Origin of the sequence: Halomonas sp. N3-2A (assembly GCF_002216165.1) — a bacterium.
Lineage (GTDB): Bacteria > Pseudomonadota > Gammaproteobacteria > Pseudomonadales > Halomonadaceae > Vreelandella.
This window is the reverse complement of the sequence record NZ_CP022286.1, coordinates 597,734-618,230: the sequence shown is the minus strand read 5'-3', so window position 1 is coordinate 618,230 and position 20,497 is coordinate 597,734. Positions and strand designations below refer to the sequence as shown.

26 protein-coding genes are annotated in these 20,497 nt (G+C 51.7%); 8 read left to right on the top strand and 18 right to left on the bottom strand.

The window, feature by feature from the left end:
- The first annotated feature begins 3 nt into the window (after nucleotides 1-3).
- On the top strand, nucleotides 4-597 hold the full coding sequence (locus tag CEK60_RS02745) for a phosphoheptose isomerase (RefSeq protein ID WP_038485436.1): 594 nt from the start codon (nucleotides 4-6) through the stop codon (nucleotides 595-597).
- Nucleotides 598-703: 106 nt separating this feature from the next.
- Nucleotides 704-1,276 carry a BON domain-containing protein gene (locus CEK60_RS02740; RefSeq protein ID WP_089037715.1) on the top strand — a complete coding sequence of 191 codons (573 nt, stop codon included), beginning with the start codon at nucleotides 704-706 and terminating at the stop codon, nucleotides 1,274-1,276.
- A 128-nt stretch (nucleotides 1,277-1,404) separates the two neighbouring features.
- Here the strand turns inward: CEK60_RS02740 and CEK60_RS02735 are convergent, their stop codons facing one another.
- The 8 genes from CEK60_RS02735 to zapE all read right to left on the bottom strand — a co-directional run bounded on the left by CEK60_RS02735 (nucleotide 1,405) and on the right by zapE (nucleotide 7,804).
- Complete coding sequence (locus CEK60_RS02735) at nucleotides 1,405-1,893, bottom strand: ClpXP protease specificity-enhancing factor (RefSeq protein ID WP_089037714.1); 489 nt, start codon at nucleotides 1,891-1,893, stop codon at nucleotides 1,405-1,407.
- Between the two features lie 62 nt (nucleotides 1,894-1,955).
- Nucleotides 1,956-2,582: a stringent starvation protein SspA gene (sspA, locus tag CEK60_RS02730; RefSeq protein ID WP_089037713.1), complete on the bottom strand. Its 627-nt coding sequence runs from the start codon at nucleotides 2,580-2,582 to the stop codon at nucleotides 1,956-1,958.
- Nucleotides 2,583-2,732: 150 nt separating this feature from the next.
- Nucleotides 2,733-3,500 (bottom strand): cytochrome c1, encoded by a 768-nt coding sequence (locus CEK60_RS02725; protein WP_089037712.1) that lies wholly within the window; start codon nucleotides 3,498-3,500, stop codon nucleotides 2,733-2,735.
- On the bottom strand, nucleotides 3,500-4,759 hold the full coding sequence (locus CEK60_RS02720; protein WP_089037711.1) for a cytochrome b: 1,260 nt from the start codon (nucleotides 4,757-4,759) through the stop codon (nucleotides 3,500-3,502). Before CEK60_RS02720 ends, CEK60_RS02725 begins: the two co-directional genes overlap by 1 nt.
- Nucleotides 4,759-5,358 carry a ubiquinol-cytochrome c reductase iron-sulfur subunit gene (petA, locus tag CEK60_RS02715; RefSeq protein ID WP_089037710.1) on the bottom strand — a complete coding sequence of 200 codons (600 nt, stop codon included), beginning with the start codon at nucleotides 5,356-5,358 and terminating at the stop codon, nucleotides 4,759-4,761. The genes CEK60_RS02720 and petA overlap by 1 nt, the downstream gene beginning before the upstream one ends.
- A 208-nt stretch (nucleotides 5,359-5,566) precedes the next feature.
- A complete protein-coding gene (gene rpsI, locus CEK60_RS02710; protein ID WP_038485457.1) occupies nucleotides 5,567-5,956 on the bottom strand; it encodes a 30S ribosomal protein S9 in 390 nt (129 codons plus the stop codon).
- 13 nt (nucleotides 5,957-5,969) lie between these two features.
- Nucleotides 5,970-6,398, bottom strand: coding sequence for a 50S ribosomal protein L13 (gene rplM / locus CEK60_RS02705; RefSeq protein ID WP_009721993.1), 429 nt, complete (start codon nucleotides 6,396-6,398; stop codon nucleotides 5,970-5,972).
- A gap of 224 nt (nucleotides 6,399-6,622) precedes the next feature.
- Nucleotides 6,623-7,804 carry a cell division protein ZapE gene (gene zapE, locus CEK60_RS02700; RefSeq protein ID WP_089037709.1) on the bottom strand — a complete coding sequence of 394 codons (1,182 nt, stop codon included), beginning with the start codon at nucleotides 7,802-7,804 and terminating at the stop codon, nucleotides 6,623-6,625.
- Between the two features lie 232 nt (nucleotides 7,805-8,036).
- On the opposite strand from zapE, the gene CEK60_RS02695 reads away from it, so the two are divergent.
- Nucleotides 8,037-8,483, top strand: coding sequence for a ZapG family protein (locus tag CEK60_RS02695; protein ID WP_089037708.1), 447 nt, complete (start codon nucleotides 8,037-8,039; stop codon nucleotides 8,481-8,483).
- Between the two features lie 62 nt (nucleotides 8,484-8,545).
- Here CEK60_RS02695 and CEK60_RS02690 read toward each other — a convergent pair whose 3' ends face one another.
- Nucleotides 8,546-9,307, bottom strand: coding sequence for a Nif3-like dinuclear metal center hexameric protein (locus CEK60_RS02690; protein WP_089037707.1), 762 nt, complete (start codon nucleotides 9,305-9,307; stop codon nucleotides 8,546-8,548).
- A 138-nt stretch (nucleotides 9,308-9,445) separates the two neighbouring features.
- On the opposite strand from CEK60_RS02690, the gene CEK60_RS02685 reads away from it, so the two are divergent.
- The gene (locus CEK60_RS02685) at nucleotides 9,446-10,690 is read left to right on the top strand and encodes a Do family serine endopeptidase (RefSeq protein ID WP_089037706.1); all 1,245 of its coding nucleotides are present in this window, start codon (nucleotides 9,446-9,448) and stop codon (nucleotides 10,688-10,690) included.
- 53 nt (nucleotides 10,691-10,743) lie between these two features.
- On the opposite strand, the gene hisD is transcribed toward CEK60_RS02685, so the two are convergent.
- The 9 genes from hisD to CEK60_RS02640 all read right to left on the bottom strand — a co-directional run bounded on the left by hisD (nucleotide 10,744) and on the right by CEK60_RS02640 (nucleotide 17,533).
- Nucleotides 10,744-12,060, bottom strand: coding sequence for a histidinol dehydrogenase (gene hisD, locus CEK60_RS02680; protein ID WP_089037705.1), 1,317 nt, complete (start codon nucleotides 12,058-12,060; stop codon nucleotides 10,744-10,746).
- 13 nt (nucleotides 12,061-12,073) lie between these two features.
- Complete coding sequence (gene hisG, locus CEK60_RS02675; RefSeq protein ID WP_038485475.1) at nucleotides 12,074-12,727, bottom strand: ATP phosphoribosyltransferase; 654 nt, start codon at nucleotides 12,725-12,727, stop codon at nucleotides 12,074-12,076.
- Nucleotides 12,728-12,755: 28 nt separating this feature from the next.
- Complete coding sequence (gene murA, locus CEK60_RS02670; protein ID WP_038485478.1) at nucleotides 12,756-14,018, bottom strand: UDP-N-acetylglucosamine 1-carboxyvinyltransferase; 1,263 nt, start codon at nucleotides 14,016-14,018, stop codon at nucleotides 12,756-12,758.
- 13 nt (nucleotides 14,019-14,031) lie between these two features.
- The gene (locus CEK60_RS02665) at nucleotides 14,032-14,280 is read right to left on the bottom strand and encodes a BolA family protein (RefSeq protein WP_038485481.1); all 249 of its coding nucleotides are present in this window, start codon (nucleotides 14,278-14,280) and stop codon (nucleotides 14,032-14,034) included.
- Nucleotides 14,281-14,402: 122 nt separating this feature from the next.
- Complete coding sequence (locus tag CEK60_RS02660) at nucleotides 14,403-14,735, bottom strand: STAS domain-containing protein (RefSeq protein ID WP_089037704.1); 333 nt, start codon at nucleotides 14,733-14,735, stop codon at nucleotides 14,403-14,405.
- Nucleotides 14,732-15,391, bottom strand: a complete 660-nt coding sequence (locus CEK60_RS02655; protein WP_089037703.1) for an MlaC/ttg2D family ABC transporter substrate-binding protein — start codon at nucleotides 15,389-15,391, stop codon at nucleotides 14,732-14,734. The genes CEK60_RS02660 and CEK60_RS02655 overlap by 4 nt, the downstream gene beginning before the upstream one ends.
- A gap of 38 nt (nucleotides 15,392-15,429) precedes the next feature.
- Complete coding sequence (gene mlaD / locus CEK60_RS02650) at nucleotides 15,430-15,894, bottom strand: outer membrane lipid asymmetry maintenance protein MlaD (RefSeq protein ID WP_038485491.1); 465 nt, start codon at nucleotides 15,892-15,894, stop codon at nucleotides 15,430-15,432.
- Nucleotides 15,895-15,910: 16 nt separating this feature from the next.
- Nucleotides 15,911-16,711, bottom strand: coding sequence for a lipid asymmetry maintenance ABC transporter permease subunit MlaE (mlaE, locus tag CEK60_RS02645; protein ID WP_089037702.1), 801 nt, complete (start codon nucleotides 16,709-16,711; stop codon nucleotides 15,911-15,913).
- Nucleotides 16,712-17,533: an ABC transporter ATP-binding protein gene (locus CEK60_RS02640; RefSeq protein WP_089037701.1), complete on the bottom strand. Its 822-nt coding sequence runs from the start codon at nucleotides 17,531-17,533 to the stop codon at nucleotides 16,712-16,714.
- Between the two features lie 293 nt (nucleotides 17,534-17,826).
- Between CEK60_RS02640 and CEK60_RS02635 the strand changes: the two genes are divergently transcribed.
- The 4 genes from CEK60_RS02635 to lptA are packed head-to-tail and all read left to right on the top strand — an operon-like array spanning nucleotide 17,827 to nucleotide 20,475.
- Complete coding sequence (locus tag CEK60_RS02635) at nucleotides 17,827-18,813, top strand: KpsF/GutQ family sugar-phosphate isomerase (RefSeq protein WP_083005806.1); 987 nt, start codon at nucleotides 17,827-17,829, stop codon at nucleotides 18,811-18,813.
- A 35-nt stretch (nucleotides 18,814-18,848) separates the two neighbouring features.
- The gene (locus CEK60_RS02630; protein ID WP_089037700.1) at nucleotides 18,849-19,391 is read left to right on the top strand and encodes a KdsC family phosphatase; all 543 of its coding nucleotides are present in this window, start codon (nucleotides 18,849-18,851) and stop codon (nucleotides 19,389-19,391) included.
- Nucleotides 19,391-19,963 carry an LPS export ABC transporter periplasmic protein LptC gene (lptC, locus tag CEK60_RS02625; RefSeq protein ID WP_198361449.1) on the top strand — a complete coding sequence of 191 codons (573 nt, stop codon included), beginning with the start codon at nucleotides 19,391-19,393 and terminating at the stop codon, nucleotides 19,961-19,963. The genes CEK60_RS02630 and lptC overlap by 1 nt, the downstream gene beginning before the upstream one ends.
- 8 nt (nucleotides 19,964-19,971) lie before the next feature.
- Complete coding sequence (gene lptA, locus CEK60_RS02620; RefSeq protein ID WP_089037699.1) at nucleotides 19,972-20,475, top strand: lipopolysaccharide transport periplasmic protein LptA; 504 nt, start codon at nucleotides 19,972-19,974, stop codon at nucleotides 20,473-20,475.
- The last annotated feature ends 22 nt before the right edge of the window (nucleotides 20,476-20,497 follow it).

Here is a 20,497-nt window from a genome sequence, read left to right as displayed (position 1 = left end):
CTAATGGACTTTCAATCACGCATACTTAATCACTTTAACGCCAGCATAGACACGAAGACATATGCCAGCGAAGTGCTGCCGCCTTTTATCGAAGTCGCCAGCCAAATGATGGTTCAGTGCTTAGTTAACGAAGGTAAAGTTCTCGCCTGCGGCAATGGCGGCAGCGCAGGCGATAGCCAGCACTTTTCGTCCGAGCTATTGAATCGCTTTGAACGTGAGCGCCCCAGCCTACCCGCACTAGCACTGACAACCGACACTTCAACGCTGACCTCGATCGCCAACGACTACAGTTATAATGAAGTGTTTTCCAAGCAGATCAGGGCGCTAGGCCAGCCCGGTGATGTCTTATTAGCCATTTCCACCAGCGGCAACTCAGCCAATATCGTTCAAGCTATCCAAGCGGCCCATGACCGCGACATGACGGTAGTCGCGCTAACGGGCAGAGATGGCGGCGATATGGCGTCATTACTAGGCCAGGATGACTGTGAGATTCGCGTTCCAGCAACATCTACTGCACGCATTCAAGAGGTTCACCTACTCGTCATCCACTGCTTATGTGATTTAATTGACGAGCAGCTCTTTGGCGGAGTCGACTAAATAGTCAGCACCAAACAAATTAAACTGAGCAGATTAAACTGCACAGACACAATCAAACGGGTAGATTAATACCTACTGACTTTACATTTTGAAAGGAGTCATCGCCATGGCCCTACGCTATTCTTTATACAAACTGATTGCCGTTGCGACACTAAGCGTTATTTTACTAACTGGATGTGCTAATAACGCGGCATCTAACCCTTCCAACTATGGTCAGCGCAGCAGTGATGTCGAAGCCATTGACACAACCATTGAACGTGAAGCGCCACGTGCGCTGGAGCGCTCAGACGCCCGCTTGAGAGATGCACGCATTAGAGCACATAGCTATAACGGCTCATTACTTCTGGTAGGGCAAGTGCCTAGCGAGGAACTGCGCAATAAAGCAGGTGAAGTCGCCAGCTCTCTACGCGGCGTAGACCAAGTACACAACGAACTCAGTATTGCTGCAAACCTACCCGCTAGCCAACGCCTAAACGATACCTGGCTAACCACCAATGTCATGAGCCAACTCGCCACTAATGACCGCATCGACTCATCAAAGCTAAAAATCACCACAGAAAACGCGACGGTGTATCTGATGGGCATGGTAACTCGAGATGAAGGCAACCGAATTGCTAACGCGGTATCAGCGGTTGGCGGCATTCAGCGAATCGTTAAAGTCTTTGACTATATGGATTGATTAACACACCGCCATAAAAAAACCTCGTCCTCGGCTTTTCACCGAAACGAGGTTTTTTATTCATCAACTGCTTGCTAAGAAAAACCGACGCTCAAAAGCACAAGTTAACAACTTAGCTAAAAACCACGCTACTTAACCACGCGTAGCGTTGGCTTTTTCTTAGCCTTCTTAGACGGCAGTGCAGAAACGCCACCCTCTTTTTCAGGAACAGGCTCTGTTACCGTTAACTCAGGCTTGGACGATTCGTCAAAAGTGTCTGAAAAATCGCCATCCAGTTCGGCATCATCAAACTCTGCCGCATCCAGCTCTGGCTCATGCCCAAACACCATTCCAGCACCATTTTCACGAGCGTAGATCGCGATAAGCGCAGGCGTAGGAATCATTACCTGCATAGGCTGGCCACCAAAGCGAGCGTTAAACCCCATGGCCTGATTCTCCATAAACAGGTCACGCACAGCGGTCGGCGCTACATTCAACACAATTTGTCCATTTTGAACAAACTGACGCGGCACTTCCACGCCTGGCTGAGTAGCATCAACCACCACATAAGGCGTCAACTCATTATCCAACAACCACTCATAGAGAGCTCGGGCGAGATAGGGACGGCTCGATTTCATAAGACTCCCTCCTCCTGACAAATATGCCCCTTACCCGATTAAGGAGAAGAGGCAGCATGAATTCAAGCGCGCATCTCTTTTTCACGCTCGTTTAAAGATGCTTTAAACGCTTCACGTTCGAATACTCGCGACATATAGCCCAACAGAGGCTTTACCTGCTTCTCAGGCAACTCAATATTCAGCTCAGGCAAACGCCATAAAATCGGCGCTAAACAGCAGTCTACAAGCGTAAACTCCTCACTCATAAAGTAAGGCATATCTTCAAAGATAGGCGAAATCCCAATGAGGCTTTCGCGCAGTTCTTTACGCGCCTTTTCCGCTTCTTTTTTACCGCCTGTGCGTATCTGCTCCAGCATTGGGCACCACTCGCGCTCAATACGATGCATCCACAAACGGCTTTGCGCCCGCGCCACCGGATAAACAGGCAGCAGAGGAGGATGAGGGAAACGCTCATCCAGATACTCCATCATGACCTTAGACTCATAAAGCACCAAGTCACGATCTAGCAGCGTAGGCACGCTGTTGTACGGGTTGAGGTCTGCTAACTCTTCAGGTGGACGCTCATCGCTGACATCAACGATATCAACCGCCACCCCCTTTTCAGCCAGAACAATGCGCACACGATGACTAAAATGATCATCATTACCAGAGTAAAAGATCATCGACGACCGCTTGGCCACAACACCCATGAAAGCATCCTCGCATCAAAACAATCTTTGATAATAACACGCCAGCGCTAGCTTATGGGATGGTAACCCGCTTTGCATTACGACTGACTAGATAAACAAAGGGCGCACGGCTTCCGCCGTGCGCCCGACATGCCGCTCATCACTTAATAATTAGTGAACATCTCGCCAGTACTCACGCTTAAGCAAGTAGGCAATCACACCAAAAATGAAAATGAAGATCAGCACTTTAGGTGCTAACGCCTGAGCTTGAAGCTTGGAGGGCTCACCCACATAAGCTAGGAAGTTAGTAAGATCATACACTGCTTCCTCAAACTCAGCAGGCTCCATGGAACCTGGCTGGGTCACTTGCAGCACATCACAAGACTGGTACTTACCCGACAAAGGATCGGGTGACTGCCCCGCCACCGGATGATCCGTTTCCGAACACACCAGCTCTTGTACGCCTTGCAGAGGCTCCAACACGTTAGGCATCGCAACCAGGTCAAATACCGTGTTGTTAACACCAGTGGGGCGGCTCGGATCTTTGTAGAAGCTAAGCAGATAAGAGTAGATCCAATCCGTTCCACGCACACGCGTCTTGAGCGATAGATCCGGAGGCGGCGCACCAAACCAACCCTCCGCATCACCACTGTTCATGGCATTATGCATTTGGTCGTTGTAGCCCAAATCCGACGAGAAAATCAGATTTTCTTCAACCAAATCCTGCGGCATCCCCAAATCGTCAGCCGCACGCGCAAAGCGCTGATACTGAAGTGAGTGGCAGCCCATGCAGTAGTTAACATAGAGCTTCATGCCATTTTGCAGCGAGGCTTGATCATGCAGATCAGGCTCCATCGAGTGCGGGACACTCGCACCACCGGCAGCCATCGCAGTTACTGGCACTAACGCGAAAAGGAGTCCCAAAAGATACTTTTTCATTAGCCAGTCACCCTTTCCGGAACGGGTTTAGTCTTCTCCAGCTTGGTGTAGAAAGGCATCAAGACAAAGAAGGCGAAATAAATCACGGTGCACGCCTGGGCTAGTAGCGTCCTGCCCTCTGTCGATGGCAACACACCCAAAACACCAAGGATGACAAAGCTGATAGCAAACAGCGTCAGCATGGTTTTCGACATCCAGCCTTTGTAACGCATAGAGCGCACCGGACTACGATCCAGCCAGGGCAGAACGAACAATATTGCAATCGCAGCCCCCATAAAGATAACACCGAGGAACTTAGCGTCTAAGCCGAACACTGAGAAAGTGATTGCGCGAAGAATGGCATAGAAAGGCGTCATATACCAAACGGGCGCGATGTGATCAGGCGTTTGCAGCGGGTTAGCTTGATCAAAGTTTGGCTTTTCAATGAAGTAGCCGCCGCCTTCTGGGAAGTAGAACACCACTACACAGAAAACAAACAGGAAGACCGCAATACCCACCAAGTCTTTTACCGTGTAGTAAGGATGGAAGGGAATCCCATCCAACGGCACGCCCGCCTCATCTTTCTTCTGCTTAATATCAATACCGTCAGGGTTATTTGAACCCACTTCGTGTAGCGCAATAATATGCAGCACGACGAGCGCTAAAATAACGATTGGCAGAGCAACCACATGCAGTGCAAAGAAACGGTTGAGGGTAATGCCTGAAATCAGGAAGTCACCACGCACCCACTGCGCCAGATCAGGGCCAATGCCAGGAATCGCTGAGAACAACGAAATAATAACCTGAGCACCCCAGTAAGACATCTGACCCCATGGCAACAAATAGCCCATAAAGGCTTCTGCCATTAGCACCAGATAAATCGTCATACCAAACACCCACACTAATTCGCGAGGCGCTTTGTAGGAACCATACAAGAGGCCACGGAACATATGCAGATAGACGACAAGAAAGAAGGCCGAAGCGCCGGTGGTGTGCATATAGCGAATCAGCCACCCCCACTCCACATCACGCATAATATATTCGACAGAATCGAATGCACCTTCAGCAGAGGGGTTAAAGCTCATGGTTAACCAAACCCCGGTCAAGATTTGGTTAACCAACGCCAGCAGCGCTAATGAGCCAAAGAAATACCAAAAGTTAAAGTTTTTAGGCGCGTAATATTTGGAAAGATGCTCTTGCCACATCTGAGTAGCAGGGAAGCGATCATCTACCCAACGCATGAGGCCCTTTTCCGCCTTGGCTTTATTCGGATTACCCATCAGGCAGCCTCCTCATCTTCGCCAACGACAATAATGTCATCACTCTCAAAGCGGTAGGGTGGAACCTCAAGGTTGATCGGCGCAGGTACGTTATTGAATACGCGACCGGCCAAGTCAAAGCGAGAGCCATGACATGGACAGAAGAAACCACCCGGCCAATTCTCCACACCCACCCCCTCGGCATTCGGTTCAGGTCGGAACAGGGGCGAACAACCCAAGTGCGTGCAAATACCAATCAACACGCCTATTTCCGGCTTGATAGAGCGCAAACCACCCTGGATATACGCTGGCTGCTGCGGCACTTCCGAATCAGGATCCGCTAAACTGTCGCTCCCTAACGCCTCAGTTCGCTCGATCATTTCAGGCGTACGATTAATAATCCAAATCGGCCGACCGCGCCACTCAACGGTCATACGCTGCCCAGGCTCAAGCTTCGATATATCAGCTTGAACAGGCGCACCTGCCGCTCTTGCCCTGGCACTAGGCTGCCAAGAAGCCACAAAGGGGACCGCAACCCCGACAGCGCCCACCGCCCCCACAACGGAGGTGGCGCCTACAAGGAAACGGCGCCGACCTTTGTTTACGCCGTTATCTGCCATTTCTGGTTTCTCCCATCAGCTTACCCGTTCCGCCGCAAAGGCGTCTTGCGACGACGAATATCAAATACGCTCTATGTTAAAAAAACAAAGCGCTCTGCACAAGAACAACCGCCCGTGACCATGGTGGTATAAGCGTTATAATTTTTTGATATTCCAATAAAAAGCGCCCAGGTCTTTGACCTGGGCGCTTTTGCCGCATAGCGTAAAATTAACGCTTAGAGAACTGCGGACGACGACGTGCTTTACGCAGACCGACTTTCTTACGCTCGACCTGACGAGCATCGCGGGTTACATAACCAGCGGCGCGCAGTGTCGGACGCAGATCTTCATTGTAGTTCATCAGGGCGCGAGTGATACCGTGACGAATGGCACCTGCTTGAGAGGAGCCGCCGCCGCCAGCAACAGTGACGAATATGTCAAACTGATTCAGCGTTTCAGTCAACTCAAGCGGCTGACGAACAACCATACGACCAGTTACGCGACCAAAATACAGGTCAAGATCTTTATCGTTGACAGTAATTTTGCCAGAGCCCGGCTTCATAAACACGCGAGCGGTGGAAGTCTTGCGGCGCCCGGTACCGTAATACTGCTGTGTCATGGCGAAGATTTCCTCAGATGTTCAGTTCAAGCGGCTGTTGGGCAGCATGCGGATGCTCGGCACCGGCGTACACTTTTAATTTTGAGTACATGGCGCGACCCAAAGGACCTTTCGGCAACATACCTTTAACGGCAGACTCAATAATGCGCTCAGGGGCATGATCAAGCATTTTGTCGAATGTCATAGAGCGCAGACCGCCCGGGTAACCAGTGTGGCGGTAGTAGGTTTTAGCCTTCGCCTTGTTGCCGGTCACATGGACTTTTTCAGCGTTGATAACAACAATGTAATCGCCAGTATCAACGTGAGGAGTAAATTCGGGCTTATGCTTGCCACGCAGGCGGCGAGCAATCTCGGTTGCCAGACGACCGAGCGTTTTGTCCGTAGCGTCGACTACGTACCAGTCGCGCTGGACGGACTGCGGCTTAGCACTGAACGTCTTCATGGATAAAATCACCAGATTAAGTGTGTTGGGTAGCTTACACCGCTACGTAAGCGATGAAGCACCATCCCTATTTTTTTTGGTTGCCAGAAAAAACCAGCAACATGCAGCGAGGCGGCATTCTACAGCAAGTATCACCGCAAGTTAAGTACCGCCACTCTTTTTTATTGATATCGCTCTTATTGATATTATTCTTGCTTGCAGCGTATTTATCGGCGCACCCGATACTAGGGCTTATGGGGTAACGCTAAATACTCTTTAGACTGCATTTCCTGCAGACGCGACAGCGTCCGCTGAAATTCAAAGGTCAGCTTGCCATCGCGATACAGCGCTTCAATTGGCACCTCTGCCGACATCAACAGCTTAACCCCGCGATCATAAAACTCGTCAACCATATTAATAAAGCGGCGAGCTTGATCGTCTGTTTTGACATTCATCTGGGTGACGTTAGATACCAAAACCGTATGAAATTCTCTGGCAAGCTCAATGTAATCATTCTGGCTGCGCGGCCCATCACAGAGTTCGACAAACTCAAACCATGCTACATCGTCGTGGAGTCGACGCGTCTTTAAAACGCGATGATTAATCTCAAGAGGCGCCCCCTCCTCACCTTCATGACCGGCTATTTCTCTGAAGCTTCTGCTTAGCTCCTGCTCGGCCGCTTTATCAAGCGGTGCATGAAAAATCTCAGCCCGCTCTAAGGCACGCAAACGGTAGTCAACACCAGAATCGACGTTAACGACCTCGCAGTGACGATTCACTAGCTCAATGGCGGGAACAAACCGTGCGCGCTGCAACCCATCTTTGTAAAGGTCGTTCGGCACTATATTTGATGTCGCCACCAACACCACACCACGCTCAAACAGTGCCTCAAGCAAATTTGCCAAGATCATTGCATCGGTAATGTCTTTGACAAAAAACTCATCAAAGCAGATGACGCGTGCCTCAGCAGCGAACTTGCCAGCAATCAGCGTCAATGGGTTCTTCTCGCCCTTATAGTGAGTCAACTCATTGTGGACACGCTGCATAAAACGATGAAAATGGGTGCGCATTTTTTCAGGGAACGGCAGCGCCTCGTAGAAAGTATCGACTAGATACGTTTTCCCACGCCCCACGCCTCCCCAAAAGTAGAGCCCCTTAACATCAGGCAGCACTGGCTCGCCGACACTGGCCTTTTTACCCAGCAACCCGGCAACTTTTGCCTTTAATCCTTTGTTAGCAACGACGGCTTTAGGAGCACTAGCGGGCCTGGCTAGCAGCTCATCATAAAGGCGCTGAAGGTGCTTAACCGCCTGCTCTTGAGCAGGGTCGTACTGAAAATCGTCACGCTTTAAGTCTTCCTGATACCGCGCAAAAGGCGTTAATCGGCTCGCCTGCTCGCTGTCTTGACGTGCAGATAATGATGACATCAACTCGCTCCCACAGCACACATCGTGAACGGAACTGTGACGTTGTAAGAACACAGCCTGCCCAAATAAAAAAACAATATTATACGCTGCATAATAACTGAGCGCATGAGCGGATTGACCCAACCGACGGATACGCGCCTATAATGGTCACGCTTTGTTAAGCTGTTTGTTAAACTATTTGCCAAACCCCGCCATGCGCTTGGTGGCGTGCATCATCTCTAGGGAGAATACTGTGGAAGCAAGCTCGCCATTCACTTTTGCGATTATCGGTCTCGTTATTGGATTTGTTATCGGCTTGGCGTGTTATCGCCTGTTCAGCAAAAGCCAACGTGACCACGCCACACTAAAGCAGGCTTTGCTTGAGCGTGAACATCAAATAGCCGAGCTTAAGAAAGGCATGGGAAGCCACCTCACTGGCATCCAGCAGCACATCATTAATATTCGCCAGGAAGCTGATCGGCTAGAACAGCAAATAGACAGTGAAGCTGCTGAATGGAAACTGGAAACGGCCATAACACCTTCCACAAACAAGCTCGCGCCTAGCACAGAGGACGAAGGTGATGTTAACACTCCGCGTGATTATGCAGATGGCAAAAGCGGTACGCTATCCGAAGACTTTGGCCTAAAAGGCAGCTTGAAAGAACATGATGAGCCTGCCCCGCAACCCCCTCGTTATTAATAACTAACAAGATCAAAGCATCCGCATAGCAAACCGCTGCGGATGCCTTGTACAAATTAGCGCTAGGCGGGATTATCGATATCGACAAATCGATGCTCTACATCATACTCACTCGCCAACCACTCACCCAGCGCCTGAACACCAAAACGCTCAGTAGCATGGTGACCAGCAGCAATGTAATGAATACCCATCTCTCTAGCCAAGTGCGTCGTGCGCTCTGATATTTCCCCAGACACGAAAACTTGCGCCCCTGCATCGTAAGCCGCCGTAATCATGTCTTGAGCACCTCCAGTGCACCATGCGATCCGCTCCACAGAGCCAACTAAAGGCGACTCGACCACTAAAGGCGCTCGATGGAGCACGGCAGCCAATTGACTGCCCAGTTCCGCAACGCTTAGCGGCTCAGCTAATCGGCCGGACCACAACAACCCTTCGCCAAGCTCACCATCAATGCACCCCTCGACCTTCCACCCCAGACGCTTGGCCAGCTCGGCATTATTGCCAAACGCGGCATGCGCATCTAACGGCAAGTGGTAAGCCAGCAAGCTCATTTCGTTATCCAGTAGCGTTTTAATTCGCTTCTGCTTCATGCCGGTAATGGCCACCGGTTCATTCTTCCAGAAATAACCATGGTGCACTAACACCATGTCCGCTCGCCAAGCGACCGCCTCCTCCAATAACGCCTGACATGCCGTCACCCCTGACATCACCCGCGTTACAGTGTCACGCCCCTCCACCTGAAGGCCATTAACGGTAAAATCTTTAAATTGCGATGAGCGCAATTGATGGTCGCAAGCAGCAACTAGTTGGTCGCGATGGATCACACTGACTCCTTAACCGATTAACAAGCTATCGTGAGGAACATCTCAATAAAGTGTTACGATGGAACTATTGTAAATCTCGCTTCGCGTTATCGCGAACCTCGCGACCATTTAGACTATCACCCGCTGAGGAAATTTCGCATGCACCGCTCTGTGCTGCCCTATATATGGCCAATTATCACCGGGCTATTGCTCGCCGCCTTGGTGCTACTTGCTTTCCCAGAGTATTTGCCCAATCCGTTTCGGCAAACGCCACCCGCAACGGTCGAACCCCCTTCTTCGCTGGTGCCTACTAGCGGAGAGTCGGCAGCCAGTCGACCTGCCCCTGAGATTCGCCAAGCAGAACCGCTCAACCGCAACCAAGGGCCTGCAAGCTACTCCAATGCTGTTAACCAAGCGGCGCCAGCCGTCGTTAATATCTATTCATCACGCATTGTTGAACGCGATCAGCACCCATTGATGTCCGATCCTTTTTTTCAGCAGTTCTTCAGCGGCGACGATGCAACCACTCAGCAGCGAATGCTGTCGAGCCTGGGCTCTGGCGTTATCGTCAGCCATGACGGCTACGTGCTAACCAATCATCATGTCATTAATGGCGCCGATCAAATACAGGTAGCACTTCGCGATGGCCGGGAAACACTTGCCGAGGTAATTGGCACTGACCCAGAAAGCGACCTTGCCGTTTTACGCATCACCCTTGATGACTTGCCAGTAATTGAGCTTGCCGATTCAGAACAGGTAGCCGTAGGCGATGTAGCACTTGCTATTGGCAATCCTTTCGGCGTGGGGCAAACCGTTACCATGGGCATTATCAGCGCGACGGGGCGCAGCCACTTAGGTTTAAATGCCTACGAGGATTTTATTCAAACAGACGCAGCGATAAATCCAGGCAATTCCGGGGGCGCATTAGTCAATCCTGACGGCGCTTTAGTGGGCATTAATACGGCTATTTTCTCACGGTCAGGTGGATCACAAGGGATTGGTTTCGCGATTCCAGCTAACCTTGCTCACAGCATCTTGAATGAACTGGTTACCCGCGGCCGCGTCATACGCGGCTGGCTAGGCATAGAAGCACAAGCCCTCTCCCGCGAGCTAGCCGCATCATTTGGACTAAGAACCCCTCAAGGCGTGATTGTGGCTGGCGTTGTGAAGGACGGGCCGGCCGCTAAAGCAGGCTTACAGCCCGGCGATGTTCTGCTGTCTATTGACGGCCAAGTGATTTTGGATGCTCGGGTAACAATGAGCGCGATTGCTTCCATTCCACCCGGCACAAAACTACCGCTGACGATCGTACGAAGCGGTGAGCGTATGGATATGACACTGGAAGTAGGTGAACGGCCGGTACCCATTAATGCTACGTCAGGAGAGCATCAGAGCGACTCGTAAGTCGCTCTGATGGTTATCGGCGCTTGTTCAGACGGCGCCTTCTCAGGCAATGCTCAATCGTTAATACGATACTCCGCCGAACGAGCATGGGCCGTCAGCGATTCTCCCCGGGCAAGTACAGAGGCTATTTTACCAAGCTCAGACGCACCACCAGGCGAGCAGTGAATAATGGAGGAGCGTTTCTGGAAATCATAAACCCCCAGTGGCGATGAAAAACGGGCGGTTCCAGACGTGGGCAGCACATGATTCGGCCCTGCACAATAGTCACCCAGAGCTTCCGACGTATGCCGCCCCATGAAGATAGCCCCAGCGTGACGCACGTCATCAAGCCAGTCGCCGGGCGCCTCGACAGAAAGCTCAAGGTGCTCCGGTGCGATACGATTGATCAACTCAATGGCTTCGGCTTGATCTTGGCAGAGAATCAATGCACCACGACGTTGCAGTGAAGCACGGGCAATATCTTCCCGCTCCAGCGTCGGCAATAATCGCTCAATTGAAGCCTCAACGGCATCCAGATGATCAGCCTTCCAACTAACAAAAATCGCTTGGGCATCCTCGTCGTGCTCAGCCTGAGAGAACAAGTCCATTGCTAACCAATCCGGATCTGTCTGACCGTCAGACACCACCATGATTTCAGAGGGGCCAGCAATCATATCAATACCAACTTGACCAAATACCGCGCGCTTAGCAGTCGCTACGTAGATATTTCCAGGCCCTACGATTTTATCTACCCGCGGAACGCTTTCAGTGCCATAAGCAAGCGCCGCGACCGCCTGTGCGCCACCAATCGTGAACACATAATCGACGCCCGCCAGATGCGCAGCTGCCAGCACAAGATCATTCAGCACACCGTTCGGAGTCGGCACAACCATCACAATCTCGCGCACACCAGCCACATGGGCAGGGATAGCATTCATCAATACCGATGAAGGATAAGCGGCTTTCCCGCCTGGCACATAAATACCTGCGCGGTCCAGCGGGGTGACCTTTTGGCCCAGCACCGTTCCATCAGCCTCTTCGTACTGCCACGAGCTTGGCTTCTGGCGCTCATGATAACGCTTAATACGCTCAGCAGCGGCTGACAGCGCATTGCGCTGCTCAGCAGGCAGACCGTCAAAGGCCTTTTTCAGCTGCTCAGGAGATAGGCGTAGCTGCTCCATACTCTCGGCTGACAGGCGGTCAAAGCGATTTGTCGCCTCAACCACCGCACTGTCACCTCGCCGTTTAACATCTGCCAATATCTCTTCAACACGAGCCTGTACTGCCTTATCAGACACCCCTTCCCAATCCAGCAGCGCGTCTAAATGCTGATGGAATGCCCCATCAACAGTCGAGAGACGGGCAATGGTGGCTGTGGACTTATCGCTCATGGTAAACCTCGTGTCATTCAATAGGCTGAGTCTGACGCTTTTTAACCGCACTTTCCAGGCGGGCTAACAATGGCTTAATACGATCATGCTTCATGGTCATGGCGGCTTTATTAACCACCAGGCGGGTGCTGATATGGGCAATGAGCTCTCGAGGCTCCATGCCATTGGCGCGAAGCGTATTGCCGGTATCCACGATATCAACAATTTCGTCGGCCAAATTCATCAGCGGAGCAAGCTCCATCGCCCCATAGAGCTTAATCACTTCGGCTTGAATACCCTGCTCTGCATAGTAACGCCTCGCTACGTTTACAAACTTAGTAGCTACACGACGACGCGCTTCAGCTGGCAACTGACCCGTCACACCAGCAGTCATCAGCTTGCAACGAGCGATATCCAGGTCTAGGGGCTCGTATAGACCTTCAGCCCCATGCTCAAGCAGAACGTCTTTACCCGCAATGCCCACATCTGCGGCACCCAGCTGCACATAGGTCGGCACATCGGTTGCCCGTATAATCACCAACTTTACATCTGGCAAATTAGTATCGAACAACAGTTTACGGCTTTTACCCAAATCTTCTGCCGGGGTAATCCCCGCATCCGCCAACAGCGGCAGCGTTTCGTCCAGAATACGCCCTTTTGAAAGGGCCAAAATCAGTTGCTTACTCATTGTTTAGGCCAATGGTTAATAACATGGCTTAGCCAGGAATACGGCGAATGCGCGCACCCAGCAGCTGTAATTTTTCCTCAATGCACTCATAACCACGATCGATATGATAAATACGATCTACAAGCGTTTCGCCTTCAGCCATCATTGCCGCGATCACCAATGATGCTGACGCACGAAGGTCGGTAGCCATTACCGGCGCACCTGAAAGCTTTTCTACGCCTTCAATCAGTGCCGTATTACCTTCAAGGGCAATATTCGCCCCCATCCGGTTTAGCTCTTGCACGTGCATAAAGCGGTTTTCAAAGATGGTTTCCACTACCCGGGAATGCCCCTCAGCGACAGCATTCATCGCCACAAACTGGGCCTGCATATCGGTAGGAAATGCTGGATAGGGCGCAGTGCGAATATTAACCGCTTTTGGGCGCTTACCGTGCATATCCAACGCGATCCAATCATCGCCACTGGTAATCTCAGCACCGGCTTCTTCAAGCTTCGCAAGCACCGCTTCTAAAATATCAGCACGGGTGCGCTTCACTTTCACGCGGCCACCCGTCATGGCAGCAGCCACCAGGAAAGTACCCGTTTCAATACGATCAGGCATGACATCGTGCTCGCAGCCGTGCAGCGTCGCAACGCCCTCAACCACGATTGTGTCAGTACCATGCCCACGAATATTGGCCCCCATCTTGATCAAACACTCGGCGAGATCGACAATTTCTGGCTCGCGTGCAGCATTTTCAAGAATAGTGGTGCCCTCAGCGAGCGTTGCCGCCATCAGCAGATTCTCAGTACCCGTTACCGTCACTGTATCAAAGAAGATAGTCGCCCCTTTCAAGCGTCCATCAACTCGGGCACGAATATAACCCGCTTCAACGCGGATCTCTGCGCCCATCGCCTCAAGACCACGAATATGCAAGTCCACCGGACGTGAACCAATGGCGCACCCGCCTGGAAGAGAAACATCTGCCTTACCGAAATGTGCTAACAACGGGCCTAACACCAGAATGGAGGCGCGCATCTTCTTAACGAGTTCATAGGGAGCATGACACTGCGTTACCTGAGAGCCGTCAAGCTGGATACTGAGCTTCTCCCCCATCACCGGCTCAACGCCCATCCGCCCTAGCAGCTCCAGCGTCGTAGTGATGTCCTGCAAATGAGGCAAATTACCAATAATGACCGGACCATCTGCCAAAAGGCTGGCACACAAAATTGGCAACGCCGCATTCTTAGCGCCACTCACCCACACTTCGCCATCTACCGACCCATTGCCGGTAATGATTAATTTATCCATAGAGAAGCCGCTACTATGCGTTTTCCGGTGCAGTTTGCCACTGCGCCGGAGTAAACGTTTTGATACTAATGGCGTGCAGAGCGCCGGATGCAATTTCGTCATTTAGCGCCGCATAGACCAGCTGCTGACGCTTTACAGGAGAAAGACCTTCAAAAGCTTCGCCAACCGCGATCACCTGAAAATTGCAGCCTTCACCCTGGATATGAAAATCACATCCATCGATGCGGGACTCAAGCAGTGCTTTTACCTCGTTGGGTTGCATAAGACAGGAAACTCCTTTGGGTCATTAAACTAGGTGGTTGAAATAGGGGGTCGTTGAATTAGAGAGGAACAGGGGGAACATGATAAAGAAAAGCGGCACGCTTGGCGATGCCAGACGAACACTCACGCTTCAGCGTTGGGCGAACCTATTAGCGCATCGAGCTCAGCGAGCGACGTTAAACGCTCAAGCGGAGCAGACAATGCAATCGAGGTAACGACAATGCCTAGCGAGTGACACGCACGCAGCCATTCAAACAGAACGCTAATCGCCGCGCTACTCGCCTTTGAAACGCCTGAAAAATCGAGGACAACATCCGTTAATCGAGTACTTTCAAGCCATTTAACGCCTGCAGCGGCCACTTCGGCCGCTGCATTGACATTGAGATCACCCTGAACCGCCAGCGCGCAAGACTGCGCAATCAGCGAAACATAGGGCGTAGATAACAGCGTCGTCACGCGTTGCCCCCTTGCTCAAGCTCGTCGACACCAATTTCGGGTGACCAGCTACGAATGACGGCATCGTAGTCTCGGTTATGTTCGCGCATCGACTGGTCAAACTGATTACGGAAGGTCAGCCCTAAATTGATGCCATTAACAATCACATTGACTACTTTCCACTCACCATCTGAAAGTCGCAGACTGTAACTAACGGGGTAAACCTGACCATTAGTGGCAACAACTTCCATATCAACACTAGCTTGATCTTCATAGCGCTGGCCGCGCTGGTCGGTCAACACTCTCAACTCATCGTAATCAAAGGTCACGAGGCCACGCGTGTACGTGTCGATCAGAGTTTGACGAAAGACATCGGCAAACCGACTACGCTGTTCTGGCGTTGCATTGCGAAAGTAGCTGCCCATCACGCTAGCGCCAATATAACGAAAATCCGCCACACCATTCAGACTATCGTTGACTAACGCTTTAAGTTCATCAAGATTATTGGCGTAATAATCTTCTCTACCGTTAATCTGCTCCATGAACTCATTGACATTGTCACGAACCAACGCTTCTGGCGATTTCGACTGAGCCTGGGCAGCAAAAGGCAGCAGAACAACCGCCAGCATTATCAAACAGAGCCAACGACGGGCCAACATTACGCTATTATCTTTCATTAAAGTCACCTCATGACAACTGACAGCACCCACGCTGCTTAGTTAGTAACCATATTGGATACAAATTGCTGGATAAGTTCTTCGAGCACCAAGGCAGACTGGGTGTCTCGAATAACATCCCCCTCTTCAAGCACTTCAGGAGCGCCGCCAACGCTCAGGCCAATATACTGCTCACCGAGCAGCCCAGCCGTCAAAATAGCCGCAGTAGTATCTTGCGAAAGCTGACCTTCAAGGTCGCTATCGAGGCTCAACACCACCCGCGCATCATACCACTCGGTATCAAGCTCAATGGCCTCTACCCGCCCCACAGTAACACCGGCCATGGTGACTCGCGCACGTGGTTTCAGGCTGCCAATATTGGAAAAACTGGCCTCAAGACGAAACGTGTCGGACGATGTTGAAAGCGTCATACCGCTTACGCGCAAGCCCAAAAAAACAAGCCCCAGAATGCCCGCAAGCATAAACAGACCAACGCCAAACTCCATGGTTTTACTGCGCTTCATGTTATTGCTCCACCCATTAAAGGCCGCCAAACATCACGGCGGTCAATACAAAATCCAGCCCCAAAACAGCAAGCGATGAATACACCACCGTGCGTGTTGTCGCACGTGAAATACCTTCAGAGGTAGGCACTAAGTCATACCCTTGGAACACCGCAATCCAGGTGACGACCACTGCAAATACAAGGCTTTTGATGATTCCATTACCGATATCATCAACAAACGAAACACTAGCCTGCATATTGCTCCAGTAAGAGCCTTCAAAAACCCCCAGCCATTCCACACCAACCAGATAGCCACCCCAAATCCCCACCACGCTAAAACCAACGGTCAGAATGGGTAGCGCAATAAAACCTGCCCACAGCCTTGGCGCCACAACCCGGCGCAGTGGGTCAACGCCAATCATTTCCATGCTGGTTAACTGCTCAGTCGCCTTCATCAGGCCAATTTCCGCCGTCAACGCAGAGCCCGCGCGCCCAGCAAACAGTAGCGCAGCAACCACCGGCGCCAACTCTCGAAGAAGCGAAAGAGCAACCATCTGGCCAAGCGCCTGCTCTGCCCCAAAGTCAACCAAAATGGTATACCCCTGTAGCGCAAGCACCATGCCTATAAACAGCCCTGACACCAGCACAATAGCCAGAGACAGTACACCGACAAAGTGCACTTGGCGCAGCCACAGCGACCACCCTTCCCGAGAAGGCACCCCTACAGCCGACTGAGCAAGAAAGACACCTGCGCGCCCTAACGACTCTAAGGCATCACACCCTTTTTGCCCCAGCCGAGCAACATGCGAAATAGCATGTTTAATATTTGATTGCATTTAACGCACCTTCCCTGCGGAGGCTTGGCCTAGAATATCGCGGTAAAGCGTCTCAGCGGGATAGTGAAACGGCACCGGCCCATCTGGCTCACCATGAATAAACTGGCTTACTCGGGGATCTTGGTTCGTATCTAAGGTACTTGGCGTGCCAGAGGCTACCACCTGCCCATCGGCAATGAGGTACAGATAATCCGCAATGCTGAGGGTCTCTTTGATATCGTGCGAAACGATCACTGACGTAAGCGACAGTGCCTGATTCAGCCGCTTAATTAGCTGTACAAGCACCCCCATAGAAATGGGGTCTTGCCCGACAAAAGGCTCATCATAAAGGATTAACTCTGGGTCAAGCGCTACCGCCCGTGCCAATGCCACACGCCTTGCCATCCCCCCCGAAAGCTCAGCAGGCGACAAGTGCCTAGCCCCGCGCAAACCCACTGCCTGTAACTTAAGAAGTACTAGATCGCGTATCATAGGGTCAGGCAAGTCAGTATGCACCCGAAGCGGAAACGCTACGTTTTCAAATACATCAAGATCCGAAAACAGTGCGCCGCTCTGAAATAACATACCCATACGCTTACGCAGCGTAAACAAGGCCTTACGCGATAGGCGATGGACATCTTGACCATCGATTAGCACTCGCCCCCGGTCAGGCGTTAATTGCCCACCAATTAGCTTTAAAAGGGTCGTCTTGCCGGTGCCGCTTGGCCCCATGATGGCCGTTACCTGGCCACGCGAAATCGTCATATTGATGCCGCGAAAAATATCATGATCACCCCGCGAGAAGTACAAATCTTCAATTTCGATGAAGGGAGCATCGGTCATGGGCTGGCTGGCCTTGATGGTCGTCTTGCCGCAGCAGCAATAGTATATGCTGGCTACGCATGAGTTAGTTAAAAACAAATAATTCAAAAAAACAGCTAGTTTAAAAGCACAGACAGTTTAAAAAACAGTGTTTTCGAAATATTATCGAACATCGTAACTGAACGCTACTCACAGTAACAGATGCGCTCATTGCAACCGCACTGAGGAGTAGGATACGCGCCTTACCTACAAACCGCGCCAAGATGTTATTCTTAGCGACCTACTTTTGACCGCTTATGAAAAGAGATGCCCTCATGCGCCAGCCACTATCGACACCTAGCCCACTGCGTGAAAGTGCGCTGCGCACACTGCAAATTGAGCAAGCCGCTATCGGTGGGCTTCAGGCAAAGCTTGATGAGAGTTTTGACCACGCTTGTGAACTTATCCTTGCCTGCCAGGGCCGCGTAGTGGTAACCGGCATGGGTAAGTCCGGCCACATTGCGGGCAAGCTAGCTGCAACGCTGGCAAGCACCGGTACGCCTGCTTTTTTTGTACACCCAGGTGAAGCCAGTCACGGCGATCTCGGTATGATCACCCGCGCAGATGTTGTGCTAGCCCTCTCGAACTCTGGCGAAACCGCAGAGGTCACCGCGCTGCTTCCGCTGTTGAAACGCCTAGGAACCCCCCTTGTCAGCATGACGGGACGCCCGGGGTCCACATTAGCCAAACACGCCGATGCTCACCTTAATAGCGGCGTTGAACGCGAAGCCTGCCCTCTCGACTTAGCGCCGACTAGTTCAACCACTGCGGCACTTGCCTTAGGTGATGCCTTAGCCGTGGCATTATTAGAAGCACGTGGCTTCACCGCGGAAGATTTTGCGCTCTCACACCCAGGTGGAAGCCTCGGCAAACGCCTACTTTTGCGTGTAAAGGATTTAATGCACAACGGATCACGCCTCCCCCAAGTAGCATTAGGCAGCCCGCTACGGGACGCACTGTTGGAAATTACTCGCCAAGGGCTGGGCTTTACCTGCGTCGTCGATAGCGAAGGACGCCTTGCCGGCGTTTATACCGACGGTGACTTACGCCGAACGCTGGATCAGTTTCATGACCTACGTGACGTCCTAGTTGATGATGTGATGACACGCCCTGGAAAACGTATCGGTCCCGATGTGTTAGCAGCTGAAGCGGTACGCATCATGGAAGACAGTCGAATCACCGCACTGGCGGTCGTGGATGATCAGCAGCGCCCCATTGGCGCGCTGCATATGCATGACTTACTTGCTAGCGGTGTCATTTAATCATTCCTTTCAGACATTAATAATACGGAGGCTTCATGGCCCTACCTGACGCTCTACAAGACCGGATTCGTCGCGTAAAATTGCTTGCCATTGACGTTGACGGCGTACTTACCGATGGCCGCCTCTATTTCCAAGCTGACGGTATCGAAATCAAAGCGTTTCATACCCAAGATGGCCACGGCCTCAAACTTTTGAAGCGCGTCGGAATCCATGTTGCCTTAATTACTGGGCGTGATTCTCCCATGGTCAGCCAACGTGCTGCGTCGTTAGGCATTACCCATGTGTATCAAGGGTGCGAGGATAAACTCACTACGCTACGCGCGCTTTGCCAACGCCTAGATATTACGCTTGAGCAGGTTGCTTATTGTGGTGACGACCTACCCGACCTTGCTCCAATGAAACGTTCTGGCGTAGGCATCACCGTCCCTAATGCTCCTGATTATATGCATACCCACGCTGACTGGATCACCGACCGGCTTGGTGGCCACGGCGCTGTGCGTGAAATCTGCGACACTTTATTGATGTCTCAAGGCCATTGGGATGCTGTTTTAGATACGTACCTGCACGGCCAATCGTAATGCGCTTTTGGGTTAAAAAACGCATTTGGATAACCATCATGGTGCTTGCCTTAGGTGGCATACTGGTATGGTTGGATCCACGCGGCCCTCAAGACCAATCAATCGACGCTGAGGCTCGCGCTCAAGAGCCCGGCCATGTATTAGAGAATGCAGAAATCACTCTGTTTGGTGACACCGGTGCCATCCAGCAGTCGCTGACGACGCCGCGCTTAGTCCATACCCCTCAAACGGCGATGACAGATGTCTTCTCCCCCAGGGCAACACTATTCGATAGCGAAGAGCGTCAATGGCTAGCGACGGCGAAGACCGGCACCCTAAATACTGACACGCAGGTGCTCACGCTAGCTGGCTCAGCCCAATTACTTGCACCCGACGAGGGCTGGCAGCTGAATACAGAGTTATTACATTATGATGGCACCACCCGTCATGCTTGGAGCGATGCCGAAACCATACTTCAGCAACCGCCCCAGCGCATTGGCGCTTCACGCATGGATGTATGGCTGGATGATAGCCAGATCCGCTTAACCAATAACGTGCGCGGCGTTCACCCGCCTGCCACTCGTTCTCAGTAGGAGTCGCGATGAACGCTCTTATTCGCACGGCACTCTTCGTCATTGCACTACCCATTTCAGCGGCAGCGCTACCGGTCATGGCACAAAGCCAAGCCCCCGTAGAAGTAGAGGCTGACCGTTTAGATCTCGATCAACGCGCAGGCACTGCTGTGTATTCAGGCAACGTCGATATTCGGCAGGGCAATATGCAACTGCGCGGAGATCGCGTTGAGATTCAGCGCAACGATGCTGGCGAGCTATCGCGCGCCGTTGCAACCGGTGGACGAGCCTATATACGCAACCAGCTCGAAGACCAAGCTAGCCCAATGGAAGGCTGGGCAAAGCGCATTATTTATCATGTTGCCGAGCGTCGGGTAGAGCTCATTGACCAAGCGGAACTGACCCAGCAAGCAGATCGCTTTGAAGGTGGACGCTTAGAGTATTTTATCGACCAAGGTGTGGTTCAGGCGCGTTCTGATGTTAGTGGTAGTGAACCACAACGTATCCGCATGACTCTTCAGCCGGAACAATAGGAGTGTCCAGTGGCGACAAATA

Coding starts and splice junctions, on each gene's coding strand:
- CEK60_RS02665 (WP_038485481.1), bottom strand. CDS start 14,280: ATGCAACCCAACGAGGTAAAAGCACTGCTTGAGTCCCGCATCGATGGA.
- rpsI (WP_038485457.1), bottom strand. CDS start 5,956: ATGACACAGCAGTATTACGGTACCGGGCGCCGCAAGACTTCCACCGCT.
- lptC (WP_198361449.1), top strand. CDS start 19,391: ATGCGCTTTTGGGTTAAAAAACGCATTTGGATAACCATCATGGTGCTT.
- CEK60_RS02630 (WP_089037700.1), top strand. CDS start 18,849: ATGGCCCTACCTGACGCTCTACAAGACCGGATTCGTCGCGTAAAATTG.
- mlaE (WP_089037702.1), bottom strand. CDS start 16,711: ATGCAATCAAATATTAAACATGCTATTTCGCATGTTGCTCGGCTGGGG.
- lptA (WP_089037699.1), top strand. CDS start 19,972: ATGAACGCTCTTATTCGCACGGCACTCTTCGTCATTGCACTACCCATT.
- CEK60_RS02725 (WP_089037712.1), bottom strand. CDS start 3,500: ATGAAAAAGTATCTTTTGGGACTCCTTTTCGCGTTAGTGCCAGTAACT.
- CEK60_RS02740 (WP_089037715.1), top strand. CDS start 704: ATGGCCCTACGCTATTCTTTATACAAACTGATTGCCGTTGCGACACTA.
- murA (WP_038485478.1), bottom strand. CDS start 14,018: ATGGATAAATTAATCATTACCGGCAATGGGTCGGTAGATGGCGAAGTG.
- CEK60_RS02655 (WP_089037703.1), bottom strand. CDS start 15,391: ATGAAAGATAATAGCGTAATGTTGGCCCGTCGTTGGCTCTGTTTGATA.
- zapE (WP_089037709.1), bottom strand. CDS start 7,804: ATGTCATCATTATCTGCACGTCAAGACAGCGAGCAGGCGAGCCGATTA.
- petA (WP_089037710.1), bottom strand. CDS start 5,358: ATGGCAGATAACGGCGTAAACAAAGGTCGGCGCCGTTTCCTTGTAGGC.
- sspA (WP_089037713.1), bottom strand. CDS start 2,582: ATGGGTGTTGTGGCCAAGCGGTCGTCGATGATCTTTTACTCTGGTAAT.
- CEK60_RS02685 (WP_089037706.1), top strand. CDS start 9,446: ATGCACCGCTCTGTGCTGCCCTATATATGGCCAATTATCACCGGGCTA.
- CEK60_RS02745 (WP_038485436.1), top strand. CDS start 4: ATGGACTTTCAATCACGCATACTTAATCACTTTAACGCCAGCATAGAC.
- CEK60_RS02735 (WP_089037714.1), bottom strand. CDS start 1,893: ATGAAATCGAGCCGTCCCTATCTCGCCCGAGCTCTCTATGAGTGGTTG.
- hisG (WP_038485475.1), bottom strand. CDS start 12,727: ATGAGTAAGCAACTGATTTTGGCCCTTTCAAAAGGGCGTATTCTGGAC.
- CEK60_RS02635 (WP_083005806.1), top strand. CDS start 17,827: ATGCGCCAGCCACTATCGACACCTAGCCCACTGCGTGAAAGTGCGCTG.
- CEK60_RS02720 (WP_089037711.1), bottom strand. CDS start 4,759: ATGGGTAATCCGAATAAAGCCAAGGCGGAAAAGGGCCTCATGCGTTGG.
- CEK60_RS02640 (WP_089037701.1), bottom strand. CDS start 17,533: ATGACCGATGCTCCCTTCATCGAAATTGAAGATTTGTACTTCTCGCGG.
- hisD (WP_089037705.1), bottom strand. CDS start 12,060: ATGAGCGATAAGTCCACAGCCACCATTGCCCGTCTCTCGACTGTTGAT.
- mlaD (WP_038485491.1), bottom strand. CDS start 15,894: ATGAAGCGCAGTAAAACCATGGAGTTTGGCGTTGGTCTGTTTATGCTT.
- rplM (WP_009721993.1), bottom strand. CDS start 6,398: ATGAAGACGTTCAGTGCTAAGCCGCAGTCCGTCCAGCGCGACTGGTAC.